The 21480-nt window shown below is 59.6% G+C and carries 9 protein-coding genes; 6 read left to right on the top strand and 3 right to left on the bottom strand.

From position 1 onward, the window contains the following. The first annotated feature begins 23 nt into the window (after nucleotides 1-23). The 6 genes from AC5RT8_RS05630 (at nucleotide 24) to AC5RT8_RS05605 (ending at nucleotide 11292) form a co-directional block, all read left to right on the top strand. On the top strand, nucleotides 24-3842 hold the full coding sequence (locus AC5RT8_RS05630) for a DUF6079 family protein (protein WP_494094727.1): 3819 nt from the start codon (nucleotides 24-26) through the stop codon (nucleotides 3840-3842). Beyond that, nucleotides 3833-6550, top strand: a complete 2718-nt coding sequence (gene pglZ, locus AC5RT8_RS05625; RefSeq protein WP_494094726.1) for a BREX-2 system phosphatase PglZ — start codon at nucleotides 3833-3835, stop codon at nucleotides 6548-6550. The genes AC5RT8_RS05630 and pglZ overlap by 10 nt, the downstream gene beginning before the upstream one ends. Then, nucleotides 6550-7887: a BREX system ATP-binding protein BrxD gene (gene brxD, locus AC5RT8_RS05620; RefSeq protein WP_494094725.1), complete on the top strand. Its 1338-nt coding sequence runs from the start codon at nucleotides 6550-6552 to the stop codon at nucleotides 7885-7887. Before pglZ ends, brxD begins: the two co-directional genes overlap by 1 nt. A 3-nt stretch (nucleotides 7888-7890) precedes the next feature. Further along, entirely contained in the window at nucleotides 7891-9990 is a 2100-nt protein-coding gene (locus AC5RT8_RS05615; protein ID WP_494094724.1) for a DEAD/DEAH box helicase, read from the top strand. A gap of 62 nt (nucleotides 9991-10052) precedes the next feature. Further along, a complete protein-coding gene (locus AC5RT8_RS05610; RefSeq protein ID WP_494094723.1) occupies nucleotides 10053-10370 on the top strand; it encodes a hypothetical protein in 318 nt (105 codons plus the stop codon). Between the two features lie 274 nt (nucleotides 10371-10644). After that, nucleotides 10645-11292, top strand: a complete 648-nt coding sequence (locus AC5RT8_RS05605; RefSeq protein WP_494094722.1) for a hypothetical protein — start codon at nucleotides 10645-10647, stop codon at nucleotides 11290-11292. Between the two features lie 45 nt (nucleotides 11293-11337). Here the strand turns inward: AC5RT8_RS05605 and AC5RT8_RS05600 are convergent, their stop codons facing one another. The 3 genes from AC5RT8_RS05600 to AC5RT8_RS05590 all read right to left on the bottom strand — a co-directional run bounded on the left by AC5RT8_RS05600 (nucleotide 11338) and on the right by AC5RT8_RS05590 (nucleotide 20844). Then, nucleotides 11338-12219: a YDG/SRA domain-containing protein gene (locus tag AC5RT8_RS05600; protein WP_494094721.1), complete on the bottom strand. Its 882-nt coding sequence runs from the start codon at nucleotides 12217-12219 to the stop codon at nucleotides 11338-11340. Between the two features lie 262 nt (nucleotides 12220-12481). Continuing rightward, nucleotides 12482-17812, bottom strand: coding sequence for a DEAD/DEAH box helicase (locus AC5RT8_RS05595; RefSeq protein WP_494094720.1), 5331 nt, complete (start codon nucleotides 17810-17812; stop codon nucleotides 12482-12484). Continuing rightward, entirely contained in the window at nucleotides 17809-20844 is a 3036-nt protein-coding gene (locus AC5RT8_RS05590; RefSeq protein WP_494094719.1) for a hypothetical protein, read from the bottom strand. The genes AC5RT8_RS05595 and AC5RT8_RS05590 overlap by 4 nt, the downstream gene beginning before the upstream one ends. Nucleotides 20845-21480: the final 636 nt, after the last annotated feature.

The raw sequence follows: 21480 nt of genomic DNA, 5'->3' as shown, positions 1-21480 counted from the left end.
CCGATGAACGGAAGTTTTCGCTGATGAGCACTCCCACTTCTGGCGCCCTTGCCATGATGTTGCGTGATGCAATCCATGTTCCTGAGGCTGTCCACGACGACGACTTCGTTATGCGCATCCATGAGGGCGTCCCTGCGGCTGAGCAGACCCTCAAGGATTACGTGGTCACTGAGAAAATCGCGGAAGCATTCGGCGAGGGTCTCGGCCTGGTGAAGTCAGCCATCTCCCGCGGCACCGCAAAGGGTGCGTTTATCCATGGCTCGTTCGGTGCAGGTAAGTCGCACTACATGGCCGTGATGCACCTGCTGCTGACCGGAAATCCGCAAGCACGTGCATTGAGCGGACTGCAGTCCGTTGTGGCGGAGCATGCCGACGTCCTGGGCAAGCAATTTCTCGCAGTCGATTACCACCTGATCGGTGCGGAATCCTTCGAAGCCGCGCTCTTCTCGGGATACATCAACACGGTGAAGGCGAAGCATCCCGACGCTACCGCCCCGGTGCTGCACCAAAGCGACCAGCTGTTCCAGAACGCCCAAAAACTGCGGGCCCAAATGGGCGATGAATCTTTCTTCTCTAACTTTGCAGCAGAGCTTGACCCCGTGCTGGGCACCCTCAGCGAAGGCGGGTTAGCGGCGGCCGACCTCGATGCCGCCGCCACCGGCACGGCGAATGAACGTGACCGGCAGAGAGTTGCCGCAGCGCTCGTGGAGACCTACTTCGAGTCCTATACCTCTACCTCCTCTTGGTTGCCCATTGACGAAGGCCTGCGCGTCATGACCGCCCATGCCAAGGATTTGGGCTACGACGGTCTGGTGCTCTTCCTGGATGAATTAGTCCTGTGGCTGGCCAACCACCTGCGAGACTCGGCGTTCATCCAGAACGAAACTTCGAAGGTGGCCAAGCTCGTCGAAACCGGGTCAGGGCAAATGGCCATCCCGATGATTTCTTTCGTCGCCCGGCAGCGTGCGCTCAAGGACTTCCTCGGCGGCGGCAACGCAGGCGCTGAACAGGTCGCCCTGGAGGATTCCTTCCAGTGGTGGGAGGACCGGTTCGACAAGATCACCCTTGCGGCCGCTGACCTTCCAGAAATTGTTAATCGTCGACTGCTGACCCCCCAATCCGATGAAGGACGCGCTGCCCTTGCTGCGGCAGTCGGACGGATTCGGGCCAATCCCACGGACTGGAAACACCTGCTCACCGACGCAGCCGGATCCGCCGCCATCGACTTCGAGAAGGTCTATCCCTTCTCCCCCGCTCTGGTTGACGCGATGGTGGCATTGTCAGCCATCATGCAGCGCGAGCGCACCGCGCTAAAGATCATGAGCGAACTGTTGTACCGGGGCCGCGAAGAATTCACGGTGGGTGACCTGATCCCTGTAGGGGACCTGTTCGACGTCGTCGTGCTCGGGGACGCCAAACCGCTGACCGAAGACATGGTCAAGCTCTTTGAAGCCGCGGCGTCCTTCTACCGCGGCAAGATGCGCCCCTATCTGCTGGACAAACATCACCTCACCGATGATGAGGCAAGGGCAGAAGGCCGAAACTCCGCGTTCCGTAGGGAAGACCGCCTGGCCAAGACCCTGCTCGTCGCGGCGATCGCGCCAGGTGCTACGTCGCTGAAGGACGTCACCGCGTCCAAGCTCGCGGCGCTCAATTACGGCAGTGTCGTGTCGATGTTCGGCGGGAACGTGTCCGGGCAGGTGGTGGCCCTCGCTACAGAATGGCAGTCCAAGTTTTCGGAAATCACGGTCGGCTCAACCGCGGATCCTGTCATCACCCTCCAGCTCACCGGTATCGATTTTGACGCTATTCTGGCCCATGTCACTCAGGAGGATTCCCACGCGAACCGCCGCAAGCTCATCCGCGACACTCTTGTCAGGGAAATCGGTGCGGTGTCCACCGGCTCCTACGCCGGCGAGTACTCCGTGGATCATGTCTGGCGCGGTCAAAAACGGACCGTCGACGTCGTGTTCGGCAATATTCGGGACAAGTCCGCGCTCCCCGTTGAGGCGCTAAAGGCAGCCGACGGCCGGTGGAAACTCGTGGTCGATTTCCCCTTCGATGACCTCGATGATCGGGCGCCCTCCGACGACGTCGAACGGATCTTTACGCTTCGGCGGGAAGGCATCGTCACCGACACCGTTGCGTGGGTGCCTCACTTCCTTACCTCCCAGCGCATGGACGACGTCGGGAAGCTCGTGCAACTTGAGTACCTGCTCACTGGCGACCGATGGGAGCAGTACGCTGCAAACCTGCCGGTCAGCGACCGTGATCCTGCACGCCGTCAGCTGGAAAGCCAACGCGACTCCTTGCGCGGGCAATTGGTGGCGCTGCTACGCCAGGCTTACGGCGTCGATGCCGCCAACGAGGAGAATCTCGGGAGGACTCTCAGCACTAGCAACTTCGTCACCCTCGCCGAGGGTTTCACCCCGGCAAAGCCCTCAGCGGCGACTCTGCGTGACGCCGTCGTAGGTGTTTTCAACGCTGCACTGACGGACCGGTACCCCAAACACCCGGAAATAGAGCGCGGTACCGAGGAAATCCGGCGACCTGAGCTGAATTCAGTGTTGGAATTGGCGCGCAGGGCTGTAGACAACGGTGGGCGCCTCGAGAACGTGGAGCGCTCCCTTGGTACCAAAGTCCGTCGTGTTGTTACCGCTTACCGCACCGGCACATTGCGGGAGACGACTTATGCCTTGGACGCACAGAACTTCGAGTTTTTTGATGAGTTCACAAGGGCGGCGGGCACCGGGGACGTCACAGTCGGGAAACTGCGCGAAGTGCTTGCCGAGCGAGGGCTGACCTCCGATATTAAGGACCTGCTGGTCCTCGTCTGGGCAAAGGTCACCGATCGCGAGTGGTACCGGGCGGGCTCCAGAACATCGGAACCAGGCATTGGCGGACTCGCTCCGGAGATGGTTTTGCGTGAGCCGGTGCTTCCCTCTGAAGATGAGTGGCGCGTAGCACTCAGCCGTGCCAAGGGCATGTTCGGTGTGGGAAGTGATGAATACCATCTCTCTACGGCCGCAGTGCAGCGCGTCAGCGACGCGCTCGTCTCGAAGGTGCGCCCTGCTCTTGCTACGACGGCGGGCGTCGCAACGGAGCTGTCTGCGCACCGGGATGTCCTGGGACTGGATGAAACGTCCCCACGCTGGCAGACCGTTAGTCGTGGACGGGACTTGGTTGCAGCGCTGGCCGCTGCGGATGGCCCCCTTGCTAGGATCGAGGTGCTGGCCCAGTTTGATCTGCCTGATGAGCCGCAAGCCGTCGCCACGTCCATAGCAGCCGCCGGGGATGTCGCCGCCGCGTTGCGCGGGGCGAATTGGGGGCTCATTGAACGACTGCCGAAGCTCGAGGGGACGCAAGCTGCAGATGCCCTTTCCAAACTGCGGGATGTGGCCCGCCAAGCCGAGCTACACGCCGCTTTGAAACCTGCTCTCGCCGCCGCTGCCGAAGAGGCGACGGAGGCGCTCCTCAACGATCCACATGAGAAGTCGATACGGGACGCAGAGGAACGAGAGCGCAAGGAGGCCGCACGCAAAGCAGCCGCTGAGCGCGAGGCTTACGCCGCGGAACAGGCAAAGCGGAAGGCTGAGCTCCAAGCCCAAGCCGATGAGCAGGCAAAGCAGCAGGCAGAACTCGAAGCCCAAGCCGCGGAGCAGGCAAAGCGAGAAGCCGACCTTGCCCAGAAGCTCGAGGAACTCAACAAGATCCGCCTCAGCGAAAAAACCCAGCAGGTCACTCGCGTCGTCGAGGTACAGGAGATCGGCAGCAAGATCACTGAGGAACTCATGCATCCGGTACCGGGTAAGAAGCTGCGGGTGAGCTGGAGGTGGGAGTGATCAGCTCTGCAGCCGAAGCTACGCGCACCGTTCCCGTATCAGAGGCGCTCATTCGTACCCGCGCCGCTGAACTCATCTCCAAGGGTGGAGAGTCACGCGTCCTGGTGATGCGCGCTCAGCCTCGTTGGCAGGGTGGTCCCTTAACCGTTAGCGGGCAACGGGTCCGCGTGGTCGAGGGTATCTCCCAGCTTGCGATCCTTGACGCCTATTCAGCGCAGGCTGAGGACGAGTTCCTGGTGGTCCTCACCGACCGTCCACGTGCGGATCTTGGAGATACAGTTCTGGCCCGGGCCTACCGGCAGCAGATCGAAGACCCCGATGAATGGGGCAGCATCCCCGCCCTGTTCCGAGGGGCGCGGGAAGTCAGCCGGGATCTGCGCCGGCTCGAGTGGGCTGCCACCGCGCTCTTGGACCATCAGCCCGCCCAGGGGTGGGCGCCGTCGTCCGATCTTGCCGTCAGCGCTGAGCACGCTGTGGGGGGCTTGTTGGCGCATTTGCTGGGGACCGATGCAGGATCTCTCGACGGCGTGACCGTCCTCACGGCACTAAGCAATGGGGCGAGGGCGTCTTGGTCTGTCGTGGACCAAGGCCTGCAGAACAACCTCATCGATTGGGCGGAGCAGCAGTACGGAACCGCGGCCGGTTTCGCTCTGCGGACCACCGCCGCCGCCGGAGGGCTCGTCAAACCGCTGGCCCTCGGGCTCGCCATCGACGTTTTGTGGCCTGACCCGCCCGGCGATCTGGTCGAAGAACAAATTGCAGCCCGGACACGCCTTTTGGAACGCTACATGGGCGGCAAATCTCTGACCCCGTTGCAGGCGCGCGACGTCGCCAACGCTTCGGTGTCTGCGGTGCTGCGGCTATCCCGCGAAGGCGACCCGGAGGGGCGCCTCGGCGTTGTACTCGATCAAGCCGAGGCATTGCTGCGTGACAACCTGGGCTGGCCGACGGGTGCCGAACGCTCGTTGATTCTTCGTCCCGGTTTCACTGCTCGACTGCGTGCCCTCGGGAAAGCGCTGGATGAAAAGGCCGGCGTGGAGGAAGCTCTGGCGGCGGTTCTCGACCACCGAGAAGCAGCCTTCAACGCCAATCAACTCGCCCCTCGGATGGCGGTACGGCTTGCCCGTTGGCTGGAAACATCCGAGCAGGAGAGCCATAACCTCCGGGGAGATCTCCAACGCCAGATTGACGACGGCGCCTGGGTCGACGCCGCAGTCGGAGTGCTCTGGAACGGGTCCAGCGATCCCGAAGTCGGCGGCGCTTATGGTCGGCTCATTGAGCGAGTGCAGACGAGGCGACGGGCGAGGGACGCTGCGGCCGCTATCCACCTGGGAGACTCAGTGGCGGAGAGTGCAATTGCCAATCTGCTGACCGAAGGACCGGCAGTCGGAGTCGAACAGATTCTGCGCCTTGTGGTTGATCCGTGGAAACCGTATGGAGGAGTTCTCCTGGTGGTCTTGGACGGAATGAGTGCCGCTATCGCCACTGATCTGTCTGCCGAGGTCGGTCGCTCCGGCCTCGTCGAGTGGGCGCCGGCTTCTTCCAAACGTCGTCTCGTCACCACCGCAGCATTACCATCCATGACGGAGATTTCCCGGACCAGCTTGTTCTGCGGTGAAATCCGGAGTGGAAATGCAGCGGTGGAAAAAAATGGTCTTGCCAAAGCCTTCCCCGGAGCCCAGCTGTTCCATAAGGGAGAGCTGCGCGCTGCTGGCGGCGCACAGCTCTCGGAGCCAGTCGCCTCGGCGATCGCTGATCCCGGTGTCCCCGTCGTCGGCGTCGTCATTAACGCCATTGATGATGCGACGCACAAGAATGACACTTCGGGCCGGCCATGGACGATGGGAGACCTGGAACCGCTGCGAGCCCTGCTTAACGCCGCGTCCATCGCGGGGCGAACCGTTGTTCTCACCTCTGATCACGGCCATGTAGTAGAGCGCAAAACCGAGATGCTGCCCGCTGTTCCCGGTTCCGACTCGCGGTGGCGTCCTGCTTCCTCGGGTCCGGTCAAGGAGGGAGAGGTCTTGGTGCGTGGACCTCGGGTTGCCACCGAGGATGGAGAAGCCGTCCTCTTGTGGCGTGAGGATGCACGCTACGGTGCGTCGAGGGCGGGGTACCACGGCGGAGCTTCCCTGGCGGAGCTGACGGTACCGGTCCTCGTCTATCAGCATTCTCTGGCGCAGCAAGCCCCGTCTGGATGGGAACAGGCCCCTCCTCAGGTGCCGGCCTGGTGGAATGACCCAATTGCTGAAACACAACCGCTTGCCGCCACACCTGCGCCTGCGCCTGCGCCTGCGCCTGCGACCAGGAAGTCCCGTAAAAAGCCGGTTCAGAGTACCAGCGAACCCTCTCTCTTCGAGGTCGCTGAACCTGCCGCCCCGACGCCGGTGAAAAGCGGTGACCTGGTTGGCCGTGTACTGACGTCACAGGTTTACACCGACCAGGTCAGACTGGCAGGACGAGCTGCGGCTTCGGCCGGTTCTCTGTTGGAAGCAGTCCTCCGTACCCTCATCGAGCGCAACGGCCGTGCGCACCAAGACACCGTTGCATCGGCTGCCGCCCTGCCTGCCACGAACGTGGGACAGGCGTTGGCGGTAGTCAAACGTGTTCTCAACGTAGAGGGATATGACATCCTTTCCTACGACAGTGACGGTGAGACCCTGCGCCTTGACATTGACTTGCTCAAGGACCAGTTCGGAGTGGTGTAGTGGCCGATGTTTCCATCAGTCCCCGGCGGCGCCGGGAGATTATCGATGCCCTGCGCCGCGGCACTGTGCCGCAGCAAGGGCTGGACGTTATGGCAGTAGGACTGAGCAGCTTCGAGTCCGCTATCGACGGTGAGCTGGAAGCAGTCAAGCATGGTGCTGCCCAGTTCAAAGCTGTCCGCGGTGAGTACGGCTCAGGTAAAACATTTTTCTCCCGCTGGCTAACCGAGCGGGCTAAAAAGAAAAATTTCGCAACGGCTGAAATCCAGATCTCGGAAACCGAAACCCCACTGTATAAGTTGGAAAAGGTCTACCGCCGTATCGTCGAGAACCTGTCGACGCCTACCGTCTCGAACGGCGCGTTTTCTGACGTCGTTGACGGGTGGCTGTATGTGCTGGCCCAGGATGCCCAAGCCGGCGGCGCGGCTGAGGCCGACGACGTGGCAGCGCGGGCAGATGTTCTGCTCGAGAAGCGTCTGGCTGCTGTGTCCAAGGAAGCTCCGGCTTTTTCCATGGCCCTGCGTGCCTACCGACAGATGAGTACCGCAGGAAACAACGCGGATGCGGATGCGCTTCTGGCATGGTTGGGCGGTCAGCCGCATGTCTCCGCCAGTGCGCGGCGTACTGCCGGGGTCCGCGGGGAACTCGACCATTTCGGAGCGCTTGGGTTCCTGCAGGGATTACTCACCGTTCTACGCGACTCAGATTATGCCGGGTTGGTCTTGGTGCTGGACGAGGTGGAGACACTTCAGCGCATGCGATCGGACGTTCGGGAGAAATCGCTCAACGCGCTTCGCCAGCTGATGGATGAGGTGGACAGCGGCCGGTATCCCGGCCTGTATCTGCTGATGACCGGGACCCCTGCCTTCTATGACGGCCAGCAAGGCGTCCAGCGGCTTCCTCCACTGGCCCAGCGGCTCCAGACGGACTTCGGAACTGATCCGCGGTTCGACAATCCTCGGGCAACCCAGATCCGCCTCCACGGATTTACACCCGACACGTTGGTGGAACTGGGCAGCCGTGTCCGCGATATCTATGCCGCCGGGACTGAAGCGGCTGACCGGATTCGCTCAGTAGTAGACGATGCTTACATTGCCGATCTGGCCAGCGCCGTCGCCGGGAAATTGGGAAGCCGGACAGGGGTGGCTCCGCGGGTCTTCCTCAAAAAGTTGGTTGCCGACGTTCTCGACAGGGTCGACCAGTTTCCCGAGTTCGATCCGCGCCAACATTATGAGCTCACGCTGAGCGTCTCGGAGCTCACCGACGTCGAGCGGGAAGCGCAGACCCGTGGCGATCTGCGCGCCGCCCCGTCCGTGGACGACGTCGATTTGGGGTTCTAAGCCATGGCGGGGGCTACCGGCCTGGACGAGGCTATCGAGTATCACGTCGTCAATTCCCTGGGGTGGTCCAGTCTGCGCGCTCTCCAGGCAGCCGCAGTAGCGCCCGTCCGCTCGGGTGCAGACTGTGTGCTGCTCGCTCCGACCGCCGGGGGAAAGACGGAGGCTGCGCTTTTCCCCCTATTGTCCGAAATGATCCAGGAACAATGGCAGGGTCTGTCAGTTCTCTATGTAACTCCCCTGCGGGCTCTTCTGAACAACCTTCACCCGAGAGTGACCAAGTACGGCGAGTGGCTCGGCCGGCGGGTGGGTCTTTGGCACGGAGACATCAGTGACACAGCACGACGCCGTATCCTTACCGATCCGCCGGACATTCTGTTAACCACCCCCGAGTCTCTTGAAGCCATGCTCGTTTCCCGACGCGTGGATCACGCCCGGTTGTTCTCCGGAATACGGTCCATCGTTGTTGATGAACTGCATTCCTTTGCCGCTTCTGACCGGGGCTGGCACCTGCTTGGTGTCCTAGCCCGGTTGGAGCGGATAGCGGACCGACCCATCCAGCGGATAGGTCTGTCCGCGACTGTTGGCAATCCGGAGGAGATCGGGAGGTGGCTCCAAGGTGGGCGGGTCTCGTCGGCGGCCGGTTCGCCTGAGCTTCAAGTGGTGTCAGAGGAGAGTGCTGCCTCAACCCCCGAGCCGGAGGTTTTACTGGATTACGTCGGATCGGTCGCTAACGCGGCCAAGGTCATCGCAGCGCTTCACCGCGGGGAGAAACGGCTGGTCTTCTGCGAGTCACGCCGGGTCAGCGAACAACTCGCCTTTGAGCTGCGCACGCTCGACGTCGAGACGTTCGTGTCCCACTCTTCCCTCTCTGCCGATGAGCGGCGTCGATCCGAGCAGGCTTTCGCGGAAGGCCAAAACACGGTCATTGTTGCCACCTCCACTTTGGAGCTCGGAATTGATATCGGTGACCTCGACCGGGTCATCCAGATAGATGCACCGCGAACCGTGGCGTCCTTCCTACAGCGTCTGGGGCGGACTGGACGTAGGCCGGGCACCCGGCGTAATGCGTTGTTCCTTGCAACGAGCACGGACGCGTTTCTCGAGGCAGCAGGCCTCCTTCTGCTGTGGAAGCGCGGCTTCGTGGAGCCCATCACTCCTCCCCCGCATCCGCGCCATCTGACGGCGCAGCAGCTTTTGGCTCTAGCCTTGCAGGAGGGCGCCTACGGTGCTGAAACCTGGCGGCAGTGGTGGGGAAACCTGGACCTGATGAGCGACGGGGATGAAGTGCTCGCCTATCTTCGGGACGAAACATTTCTCGTCGACGACGGCGGGCTGCTGATGATTGGCCCAGCCGCCGAGAAGTCATTCGGCCGCCGGCATTTTATGGACCTGCTGAGTTCTTTTGACGCCGAGAAGGAACTACGTGTGGTGAGCGGGAACAAGGAGCTGGGGTTCATCTCGCCGCTCGCTTTACCCCGCCATGGTGCCGAGAAATTGGACGCTAAGCCGATCCTCATGAACGGCCGGGCATGGCGCATTGAACAGGTTAACTGGGATCGGTTTGAGATCCTGGTCAGTCCCACCGCGCATAAAGGGGACGTCCGCTGGCAGAGCGATGCGGTCGCGTTGTCCTTCGAGATGATGCGGGCACAGCGGGATGTACTGCTTGGGGACACTCCGGACGTGCCGCTCTCGCGGCGGGCGATTGAACGGTTGAATCTGGTCCGCGAGGCGCGGAGGGGCCAGGTTTCTTCGGACGGAATTGTCATCGAAGTCGTGGCCGATGAAGCACATCTGTGGACCTGGGCCGGGTTGAAGGCCAATGAGACGCTTCGAGCGGCAATGGGGGGCGCCGAAGGACAGTCATTCAATGACGTCATGGTCCTGCGTGGTGCTGGGGATTTGTCGATGCTGGCTCGTCTTTCATTCGAGAATGTGGTGCCACGTGTGCCGGTTGAGATGGTCAAGAACCTGAAGTTCTCGGCCGCCCTGCCGGAGGACACCGCTATCAAGACGTTGGCTGAGCGATTCGTGGATAGGACCGGGGCGGCGATCGTTGCGTCGGAGCCTTTGGTGGCGAGAACAGACGTCAACGAATCGTGAGCCCGGTGCGGGCCTAAGTATCCTAGAAAGAGATCATTTTCCACGTTTTGAGGACCATGCGCATGCAGGACAACGAACCCGGACTCTTCGAGCTTGAAGATCAAGCCGAAGAGAAGACTTTCGAAGAACCGCTTATCTCCGAGGAACAAGTCGCGTCGATCCGGGTGGCCTTTGAACAAGCCGGCATCACTTCCATGGAAGAACGCCAGGAGGTCATCGAATCCTGTACTGCTCGTCCGGTAGCCAACATCCGTGAGCTACAGGCGAGAGATGTTCGCCGTGTCTTGAAGCGCATAGCCGAACGGCAGAACCATCAGAAGCCTGTCTCGGGCTCGTCTTGGGACACCCGTGAAGAGGACACTTGGATCGATAAGCTGTAGCCCATCGGCTAGAGAGAAACGCCGACGAAGGTACAGCATCGTGGCATCACCGACACTATCCTCCCGCTATTTCTCAGACCCCTAATTGCAGCTGATCTCATACGGCTGAGCACACTGAAGCAGATATCTCGCTAGCAATGAGATTAAGATCTTGCTCAACATTGATACGTCTTATACTTCAGCCCTATCTCTGCATCAACAAAGACCCCTGCGAATTGGAGCCATCTCCCCCTAACGGCCAGCCCGCCACAATGTTTTAGGCTAAGGTTGGTCCGTGCTTACCGACTTTATTGACGATGACTCCGATGCTGCCGTTATTAACAAACAAGTTCACGCTCGAGTGAAATCACTGAAGCGCATCCTTCAGTCGGTACGTAATGAGCAGACGCTGGTAACCACCCTCATCGATAGGGAAATGCGTCGAACCCGTGCCGTATCACGAGTAATTACTGAGACGGCTACTTTAAATGAGGCAGACCGAGTGGAGCTTATGTCGCGAACCGAGAATGTGTTCCTTGCGTTAGAATTCCTCAAAGCCTGGTCTCTACAATTTGCCCCTTTGACCCTGCACCATGCCGGGATCATTTTGGGTCGTGGCAGGTTCGTCGGCAACTCCCCTGAGGAAAAGCTAATTCACTACCAGGAGCGCATCGAGCTGTTACTTCAAGCGCGTCCAAACAACAAGAACTTCTGGGACCTCGCACGCACACTAACAAATGACATTGATGACGCGCTCCGTACATTCGGTCGTGCTTACGGACCTCGTCTAAGACAGTACAAAGCAGTAATACAGTGTGTCGCCCCTGCTTTTGTTTTTGAAGACAGATCGCATATCAGAACACCCACTAGATACGGGAACCTCACCACTGGGGTTACCTCGGTAGTTGTAAGCGGCCCACCAGGGTCCGGAAAGAGGAGCTGAATAGGGCCCCCAATTTAGCCGGCGAAACCATCTCCAGGATCGCCGTCAGCGCGATTTACTCTCCGATATCTCTCGGTGATACGCCAGATACGTCATGTTCAACTGATGATGGGGATGTATGACTAGGTCGGCTTTGTACTGGCCAAATTCATAGACCTTGCCGACCTCGTCCACTGTAACTGCGTGGCCGTCAAACTCTTTGTGGCAATTAGGACACAGGCAAAGTAGATTCTCTAGGATATCGGGGCCGTCGTGCGGGATGCCCAATGGGCGGATGTGTGCGGCTTCCGCATACGTTCCGGCTGCAGTCTTCAACTGAGTGCCGCAGATTTGACACGTATTATTGTAGAGCCGCTTAACAGAGTCAGCTACGTCCGCATTGCGCACCCTCCGATTGACTGCCGCGGTCCGTCTCAGCGGCGGAAGGTTTTCTCCTCTCACTAATGCACGAGAAACCTCGCCCGGCGTGAAGCTGTCCAGAGGTTCGGCCTGCATCTGGAACCGGAGGACCTTGTATCCGTCGCGCTCACCCCAACCCCACTGAGTCACGACAAATAAACCGAGATATGTGTACCAGGTGTCCTTCTTGTTTTTTGTCAAGACCGATTCTTTGACGAGAACGCGGACGGGTCGCCCAAGATCGTAGTCCCTGACCAATCCTGCATTGCCCTTAATAAGCTGCTGGTCAGCTATGTGGCGCCCGGTATTGGTGTCCCGGCCTCCAAACCCCGTGTAGGTAATCAGGTCGCCCTGGATTTCGTCATCTGAATATCCGTCCGAAAGGCAGATCGATTCCGTTCCTTCTGCGGTTCCCGATATTCCGGCTTGAGTGTGCCGGTGTACGCCTGCATCGCATGCGGCCTGCCTGTTGATGAATCTGCTTCCGGGTGGATATCCCGGTAGTTCTCCGTACACACGCTGCGCCACTATATACCCCCATGTAACCCAAGCCCCAAGCGAGACATTCTCCCTGTAAGGAACACATATCTGCCTTAATCAATCGGTCATGGCAGACCATCCGTTAGAAATAAGAACGACAAGAGGTAGTGGTCTGCGGCGGATAAGACGCTTTTCCCCAACGTTGCGCGAACAACTGCGGGGCAGAGCCCAAATGGATATAGGTGGGGGCGCTAGGAAGTCGGCACATCACGCGGTGACGTGAGCGCGAGCACTCACGTCACCGTGTGGCCTACACATTCAGGTAATTTGCAGCCCCGTTATAGGCAGCAAGCAACACAGGAAGCGGACGCCGTGTTATGTCATAGAAGTCGCTGACTGCGATTCTGTCCCCTGGGCGGGCCAAACGGATGGCCTCAATGGCTTGTGTCTGCTCGTCGTTGAACCTCTCCTCGTTCCGGGACCACAGAGGATGGTTCACCACGATCGTCGTCTGAACTTCAGGGATGTTCACCAAAGGGATTCCGCTACCGTCATAACCCACGCGGACGCCCGGACTGATGGTGGTCATCATCGATTCAAGTTCGGTCCGACGTTCGAACCAGCGCTCAGTTTCCAGCGGAGCACCCGAACAGAGGTCCAGCATGTCGAGTGCCAGTCTCCAGTCCAGGGCACCGTGAAGCCGCTGGTTATCCCAGGACCGCAAACAATCCGGGCAAGAGGCGGAACATGAAATATGCGCACGGTCCTCATACTGCTGGCGAAGGACTGTTCTCGTGCTTCTCAGCAGTTCACGAAAAACATCAGGCTTGCCAATTTCGACGGCGTACCCAGCACCGTTCTCCAGGGAATCAGCTAGGAAAACCCGCGCCGTGGGAGTAGCTCCCGCGGTGATGTACTGGAGACCTGCTTGGATCTCCTGAGGATCTATGTCGAGCTGTTCCCTTGCGCCTACTCGAAGGACTTCGGCGAGTGACCAGAGCGCTGCGTGCCCGGCTGGGAGAATTGACTGCTGGATGGGGATGCCGCCGTCGGCCGTCTGCAGCGGTAGGAAGTCTACCGTGAGGGCATCGGTGGTCCGGATTTCTCCAATGGCCGCACTCCCAAGATCCTGTCCAGTCTCAGGCATGTCCCGCCATCCCGAGGGATACAGGTTCTTGTCCGAAGCAACAACAGATTTGTCTGCTTGCCGCAACAACTTGAACAGTTTCGCCTTATTGTCGTTGTACTGCACCAGCTTTCCTTGCTCGTAAAGTCGAAGATCCACGTCGCAAACGCGGGACTGCAGGCTCATTTCCTGCTCCGACACGAAAGTCGGCATGCTTTTGGCATGGGTACGTGACTGGTCGATTCTGAACGGCCGTTCCGCATAGGTAGTTCTGAACCCCAGTGGCTCGTACATGCGGAATTGCTGCATGGGCGCGGCGCACGTGGGGCACTCGGCAACAGTCTTGTCGATGAAGGTAGTGGCACATTCCTGGCAGAGGGAGACATGGTGATTGGGTCCCAGTGGATCTGCCGGGACCCAGCCGTTGCCCTGCCGGACGTAGTGCGCAAACCCTGCGGAGGTATGAACAAGCTGGTCCCGGACTACCTGCGCCCCGGGAGCATAGTTGGTTATAGCCATGCCGAGCGGCCGATCCGATACGACTTGATCGTCTAGTTTACGTCTCGGAAGGTCCCGATAGAGGTTCCGGACTCGGGTGGGGAAGCCAAACATAGGCAGGACGCCGCCCAAGGCCAGTGCCTGACTCAGTTCCTCCTCAGTGACATGCGGCTGTTTCAGGATGAAATCAATTCGTTCACACAGGGAATCGCGTGCCCAAGAGATCAGGTCCTCAACCTCAGTTTCTGTGAGCTTCGTGTAGGCCGTGAGCCTCCGAATAGTGGGGTCGATCTGCGAGCTCGTAGCCAGCCAGTGTTCCACCCCGCTCCTGTACCTTGGCCAATCCCTCGTCTTGCCGAAGGACCCGTGCAGGCTTTCACTGCTCCATTCGGGGCTCCCAGGCACCGAGAGAAAGGCCCTTTTCAACAGTTCTGCTGCCACGACTCGCTGGGCGATCCGCATACGCCCCAGATCCAGGAAAGGTTGAGGTGCCAAGTCGCCGGTTATCCGCTCCGCGTGGTTGAAGTAGTACTCATCGTGCGCGGAGTCACGGCACGATGTAATGGCGAAGCTGAAGGCTTGGCCGGCTCGGCCTGCCCGGCCAACGCGTTGCTGATAATTGAATCTTTGCGGCGGCATGTTGGCCATCAGCGTCACGTTCAGAGACCCAATGTCCACTCCCACTTCCATAGTGGTTGTCACACTGAGCACATCCAGCTGCGACGTCCGCGCGTTCTCCTGTGGAGCAGGGAGTCGCACACCTTTGAACCACCGCTGCCTTTTCCTCTGCTCCTCGGCCGGTTTCGTCTGAGCAGTGAGCTCGGCGACTGCAATCCGGCGAACTGGTTGCTCTGCCAGCCAGCTGTAGTAATCCTGCTCGTAGTCTCCGGTCTTCCGTTCGACGAGCTCCGTTGAAGCGCAACCTTTATGTGCGCAGATTCCTGCAGACGGTTGCAGATGCCTGAAGCCGCATCGAAGGCATTCCCAGACCTGCTCCCCTGCTGGTGCGAAACCTATCTGACTGGAATGCCCGTGCAACCTCAGGACCCATCCATCAGTGATGTTGGCGGTCTGCAGTGCCCGGTAGACCCATGCCTCTAGCGTCGCACGGTCAGTCTCAAATTTGGCTGCGACTTTGGTGAGGTACCCGCTAACTCCGGTGGGTGCTTTGGTGCCGGTATCCTGCAGCGCCCAATGGCCCTGATATTGCCGGTCCAGAGCCAGAATGCGCACACAGCTTGCCAGGATCTGCATGCTCACGTCTGCCTCCAAAGGACCACCGTCTTGTGCCGGGGGTTTGATCCAGGCCAGGAGAGTCGACTCGATATCCCGTCGGCCGGAGTCGAAAAGCTGCATCGCTATTTCCTGGTCCAGCATTTTCGCAAAAGCATCACGGGCGGGTGCGCTGGCAGAGACCGGCGCTTCAATCCACATCCCCGGTTCCGGGGACGGATAGTACGTGTACCACGGTTCCCCGTCTTTCTTTTGAGCAAATGCTCCACTTCCGCCCGGGCTGAGTCCGAGGTCCACCAGTTTTGTTGTGGTTCTGGCCCGGAGTTCGGACCAGCCGATGGTGTCGCTGCGCCCCTGACGGATTTGCGCAACAGTTTCCAGGTCAGCTTCTGTCGGCGAACCGCTCCTGAGTCGAACTGCAGCAATGATCGCCGTCGGATATTCCTGAACAATTTGTTGTGCGACGGACACTTCTTCTTGGGTCAGGTCAGCGCTGCCGTGGGCGAAGCGGTCAACGAGGTCAATCGGATCCTGCTCGGAGGCTTCCGCAAGACCCTGGTGAAGCATTTGCACCAAAATATCGCTGTACTGTCTGGTCGCTAACGACGCAGCCGTCCGTGCCGCGGAGTCACGATTATCGGTGAAGACGATGGTGCGGTAGTCCTCGGGTTTTTCCCCGAGGGTTCGCGGCAGCTGCCTCAGGTATACGGAGGTGGCCTGTGCCGGGGAAGTGGCGTGGCCTTGCAAAGGCGTGGACACTGCGCCGGTTTCAAACTCGGTCTGCCGCCCGCCAGACTGGCCGCATCGAGGGCATCGGCTGGACAGCGCCGGAGTTGCCCCGGCATCGCCCTTTCCTGATGCCTGGAATACCCACCCTGTGGCCTCCTCAGCGCCGATCTGAAGGACCCCTGCCTCGTCCAAACGTGCGGGGACCCATTGCAGTTTGAACTTGGCATGGGTCCACTCCGCTTGCCCAACCGGTCGGGTGCCGTCGGGGGATGGCCAATACCACCGGTAGCTCTCCCGTCGCCGCCTGGTCACCAGCCCGGGACTTTCGGACATGATGGAGGTGGGTGTAGAGCTCAGCGCCTCTTCCCCGTCTCCCTGCAGCGGCAGTCGGTAACCGCCCAGGCTCACATCGCCGCATTCGCTACAGAGAATGAGTTCCAACACGCGTGAGCCACATGCATCGCACATTGACACTGGGCGGCCGAAAACTTTTCCCACAGTCCGATATGCATCCGCTCGTCCGTCATCAACCCCTACGCATGTGGGGTTACTGCAGGCCCATAGACCCGAGAGCACCCGGGCGAAAAGGTGCGCTCGAAGGGGAATGGTGCGTTGATCGCTCTGTGCGATGGCACGGAAGGCAGCATCCAGGCCTTTGGCACCCGGGTCTGGGCAGCCAAAGAGCCGCTCGGCCACAGTGGTCAGTGAGTAGGTGCGGTAGCGTTTTTCGTCCGTGTCATAGCAGGCCCGGGCTACGGCCTCAGCAAGTTCAGGGGCCCTCTTCGTCAGTGTGTCTGCCTTGTCTTCCTCCAGCACGTGAGTGAGATTCAGCGGCAACGTGTCCTGCAAGGTTTGGCGTTGCCCCTCCGTGATGTGGAATCGCTTCCTGTCGACGCCGAAGAATTCCTCCAGGAATTCGTATCCAGCGTCGTCTGCATTGAGCGAGGCGCTCGCACCGATGATGCGCAGTTGCGGGCTGTCCGGCGTGAGCTCAAGCCTGTTGAGTAAACGCCTGATGAGGAGTGCAACTTCGCTGCCGGATGTGCCGCGGTAAGAATGAAGCTCGTCCACGGCCAGCGTGAAAACGTGCGTTGGGGATGCTTTGAGCCATTCCCGCGTCGCTGCAAACAGGGGGTTTTCAAAGTCACGCATGAGAATGGCGTTGAGCATGGCAAAGTTTGATACGAGCACATCCGGCGGGTCCTGGACAATGTCCCAGCGAACCACCATTTCGTGCTCGGCGGGATTGGTGAACAGAGCCAGATCCTCATCGCTGGCTCCGGCTCTCACCAAATCAGTGAACTCACCCTCAAGATCCTGCAGGTCTTGGGCTGCCCTGGCAATCTTGGATTTGGCGCTGCTGCCTTGAGGAATACCATTCCCTCCCGGAGTGGCACCCGTGTAACGACCGAGCCATAGTCTGGCGGCCGGTTCGGATTGTCCGATGCGACGGAAGGCGAGGCGTAGTCTCGTCAGCTGGTCTTCCACCAAGGCGTTGGTGGGATAGAGAATCATCGCGCGGACAGCAGCTGGTCGGTCCTCCCCTTTTCGGAGCCTGGCATAGGAATCTGTTGTCCACCACCGGTTGACGGGGCCGGGCGTTCCCCAGGCCTGAGCTTCTTCCACCAGCCGCAAGAGGATGGGCAGGAGTATCGCTTCCGTTTTACCGGATCCGGTTCCCGAGGTCACCACAACATGCTGAGGTCCGTCCTCCTCGGACCTCCGGTTTACCGTAATACTGGTGGCCTGGTGGCTTCGGATTTGTGGACTGGAGGACGGCGCTGTGAACTGCCGAAAAAGCGCGTCTCCAACTGTTCTGGCCACAGACTCGGAGTACCCTGCCTGCATGGCGGTGCGGACGAGGTCGTCTGTAGCCGGATAGGGGATGACAGGCTCAATCAAAGGGTCCTGGAACACCTGCCCAGGAGACATGACCAGCTCGTCCCGATCGGCGGTTAGACCTGGGGACCTGAGCCGGTAGTGGGTGCTGAAATAGCGTTGGAAGGCATCGCGCAGAGCGGCCGAGACGGATGTAGGCGTGGGCACGAGGCTCATGAGGCAACTTTTCCAATCAAAAGGCGGGCAGTCTGAGGTTCCACTCCCCGGTAATTCAGTGATGATGTTCGGAAATCAGATTCAGGGAGCCTTCCGGAGGCCATGACCGCGGCGCGTCCGTAGATTCCGGGGAGTTCGGCGCCCAGAGGCACGGACATCGTCTGCGATTCAGGATCGTAGGCGGCTAAATGGTGCCCGATTTGATTGGCGGCCAGGTGTTTCCCGAGTTCGACGTCGACCCTTGCTCCTGCGCCGTTTCTAACGTCTGCCGGGGTACGGAAGAAATAGTGAGTGACGTATCCGTGACGGCTTCTGAACAGCCCTGCATGCTCGGCGGAGTCAACGTCAACCCAGCTTGCGGATACCGGTTCAAAAAACTGACACTCGTGCACATCCGGCAGTGGCGAACGGTCCAGAGATTGTCCAACGGTAGATATGTTTGGGAGCACCCGTGCGAGAGCATCCGCTGCGCCCGGGCGAAGTACGACTTCCAAGTCAGCAGCAAGCTCCGCGATTGCTGTCTGCTCCATGCCGCGAATGATTCTGCTGGCGTGAGTCGCTACCTCGATCTGCTCGATGCGTCCTCCGCGCGCCTGGGCTGCCTGCTCGACAGAAGCCACCATTTCCCGGTCCCACAACCCTGCAAGCAGCCAAGAACCGTCGCTGAGTCCACCAATGCTGCTCGCTGCCATTTCCCAGTGGGTGAGACGATGTGAGGAGTCGCGCTGAACCTCGATGTATGCCAGCGCTTCGAGTGCCGTGAGCAACCGTTTCTCGAAGAGAGGCGTGTCTTCATGCTGTCTGGCCAGCCCTGAGAATTCCTTGGCTGTGCCTGAGCCGATGTAGGCCAAGGCATCCATGAGGGCCTCCCAGTTGGGTTCTTCCTTAGCCGAGAGTGGAGGGAGCGGGGTTTGCTTTGGCAGTGACTTTCGCTGGGTTGTTTTTTTGGTGAAACGCGTTGGAGCCCGGCTGCTCAGCCGACACTGCTCGCATTCCCCATATATCCATTTGGTCTGCGGCCACCCTCCATGAAACGTCGGAAAGATGAAATGGTGCCTTCCTGTTATCAGACAGGAAGTGGGGCCAGGAGGCGGAAGTCGAAGCACATTCCGGTTAATATTTCCCGCACTCCGCTTTGACCATGTCGCTGTCCTAGGAATGGATACTTCTCTCGTCGTTGTGCCATCCGCCGCTTCCTCTTGTACAAGGAGACCATCGATTCCAATCCGATACGCCTCAACGCCGGGGACAGCCGTAACCGGCCACGAGGGATCCCCAAAGTCCCTGCAGAGGAACCGGTAAGCGGCCGCCGACGCGGCTCTTGGTGATGAAGAGTCACGAAGTTTGACTGAAATCGATTGCAGTGTCTTCTTCCCTGCGCGCAAAGAGAGGCTGAAGTCCTCACGATCAATGTCGAGGTCCTCGAGCATCACTGCGTACGGTGCGTGCAATCCGTGTATGAGCACCTTCTCTTCAGCCTGCAGAGTGTCAGCATTCAGCGTCGTCATAACAAGTTCGAAAGGGCCATCCTCGTCTGAGGAGATAACCAACTGCAGGGGGCTACGCGCGCTCCACCGGGCGACTCTGCCGGGCAGCTTGAGCCCTCCGTTTAGCGTCATCTGTGCGGACAGACGGAGCTCAAACCCAGCAAGTTCCTTGCTCGTAATCAGCTCAGCTGCCGGGCTTCTAAGCACTTGTACGCGGTCAAACATGACCCATCCTGCGGGCAATCCGGCATGACCTTCGAGGAGCCTGGAATAGCCTGGCTGCGCCGAATCAATGAGGATCTTCTCCACCGCATCTGCCAGGCCGCTTTGCAAACGGACTAAGACCCGCGCGGGGGTGCCCGGGGCTATCCGGTCCGTCTCCAGGTAGCGCTCGGTGACAGGGTCCCGAGTCAGAATCAGAACGTTCTTGGGGAATCTTCTGATCGCTTGTCCGGACTGCGTGGTCAGTGAAACGGCGCCTTCGAGAAAACTTGCGTAATCCGGCAGCACACCTTTGAAATCTATGCCGGCCTGGCCTGGCGAGCCGGACCGGAGAACAACGCTTATGTCCTCTTGGTCTCCTGCTAGCGTCGCTTCTTCGTCGGCGACCAATTGCACATTGGCCACTAGCCCCAGTTGAAAAACAGTCGCGAGGCGCTGTCTGCTCTCTCTGAGCGTAAAGAAGCACCTTCTCGCAGAGACATTGGTCTGCCCATCAGTTCCATCACCTGGACCATCCCATGCAGCCAGTTCAGCCAGTGCGATGTCAGTTATGCGGTCCTGCGTGTCGCTGTTGGCCCACATCTTGATCATGGACGCATTGGCGGATGTACGAGCACTGTGGATCCAGACATCTAGTGCGTTGAACATTTCGGTGTGAGCCAAAGCAGTTCCCGGCAACAGCCCCTGCTCTTCGAACATGCGGCGCAGGTTGCGCCGTTCTGTTTCCCGCACGAGTGCCTGAGAAACCGGCAGTCCCACGTACCGGTGTGTCAGCGCATAGGCGCTCGGCAGGCCTAGAGCGCCGTCGCGGTCCTCGAGCCAGAGCGCCAGCGCCTCCCAATATGCCTCGGTCGAAGCCCTGAACGAGGTACGGAGGCGAAGCGACTCCTCGGCGGGAACTGAGAGGAGGTTCTCCAGCTGACCGTAGAAACCCGCTTCACTCTGCATCGACCGGCTAGATGGATTCCCCATCGTCTCCGCCGCCATCGAGAAAACCGTCAATAGACCGATGTGGGGTGGCGCCTGCGTTGTCGTGGTTGCGGCATTTCGGTGTTCCAGCCATTGCTCGGTCATTCTGTCGAACCAGGCAAACATCGGCACGCCCGCCCGCTTCCAGAGCAGCCGGCTGCGTACGGCGGAGGCTAGGGACTCCGTTGCCTCATCCACGGCCACGTCTAGAGATGCCGCGGCCACTATAAAGGCTTCGTCGTCTTTATCCAGATAGACGAGCTTGCCCGCGTTTTCCTCTATGAAATACGCCTTCGCTAGCGCCGCATTCCAGCGCTCATAGACGTCGTTGCCGGCACCGTTGCCTAACACCATGTCCCCCCAGGGTTGTCTTTAGTTATGCACTGTAGTCACGGGCACTGACTTTTATAGTCCTTGACTGAGGCGGGAAAACTGTTCATGCCATCTCTGCTTGGATCGAGAACTGATACGGAGCCCTGCAACCTGTCCTCGGCGTGGCGTGCTCAGATCTCCGGAGACGCTTGTAAAGGTGTCCTCAGTTACGTTGGTCCTCGTCGTTTGTGCATTTGCTAGCTCAGGAAAGCAGTATCTCTGTCACGCATCGCTCAGAGTACAGGCAAAGTCTAGCGCCTAGATGCAAAGACATATAACGGAGACTATGCCGGTCCAGCAGTCTGCTTCTGCCACACCTGCCCTAAAGGGCTCGTGCAATGTACTACTCCGGAATTGCCATTCTTGATGCGCGCAGAACCCGCCCCGCTGCAGGGGGGTGAGATGTTTCCGCTGATTGGCTCATCATTGGCGAGCATCGTGTTCCCGGACGAATAACAGAAGGTTTAAGGATCCCGCATACCCGCACCGCAGGAAAGTAGAAACCACACGCCAGCACTTCTCTGATCTATATGTGTACGCACCAAACAGTTCACGCGAACACTTCGAGGGTTAAGCAACTAGGCATCTCCCCATGTTTCGATGTTGAAGTCTCAAGCA

The organism is Arthrobacter sp. Ms25 (assembly GCF_059090365.1).
Note: the sequence above shows the minus strand (reverse complement) of the source record. Positions and strands in the feature narration are given on the sequence as shown.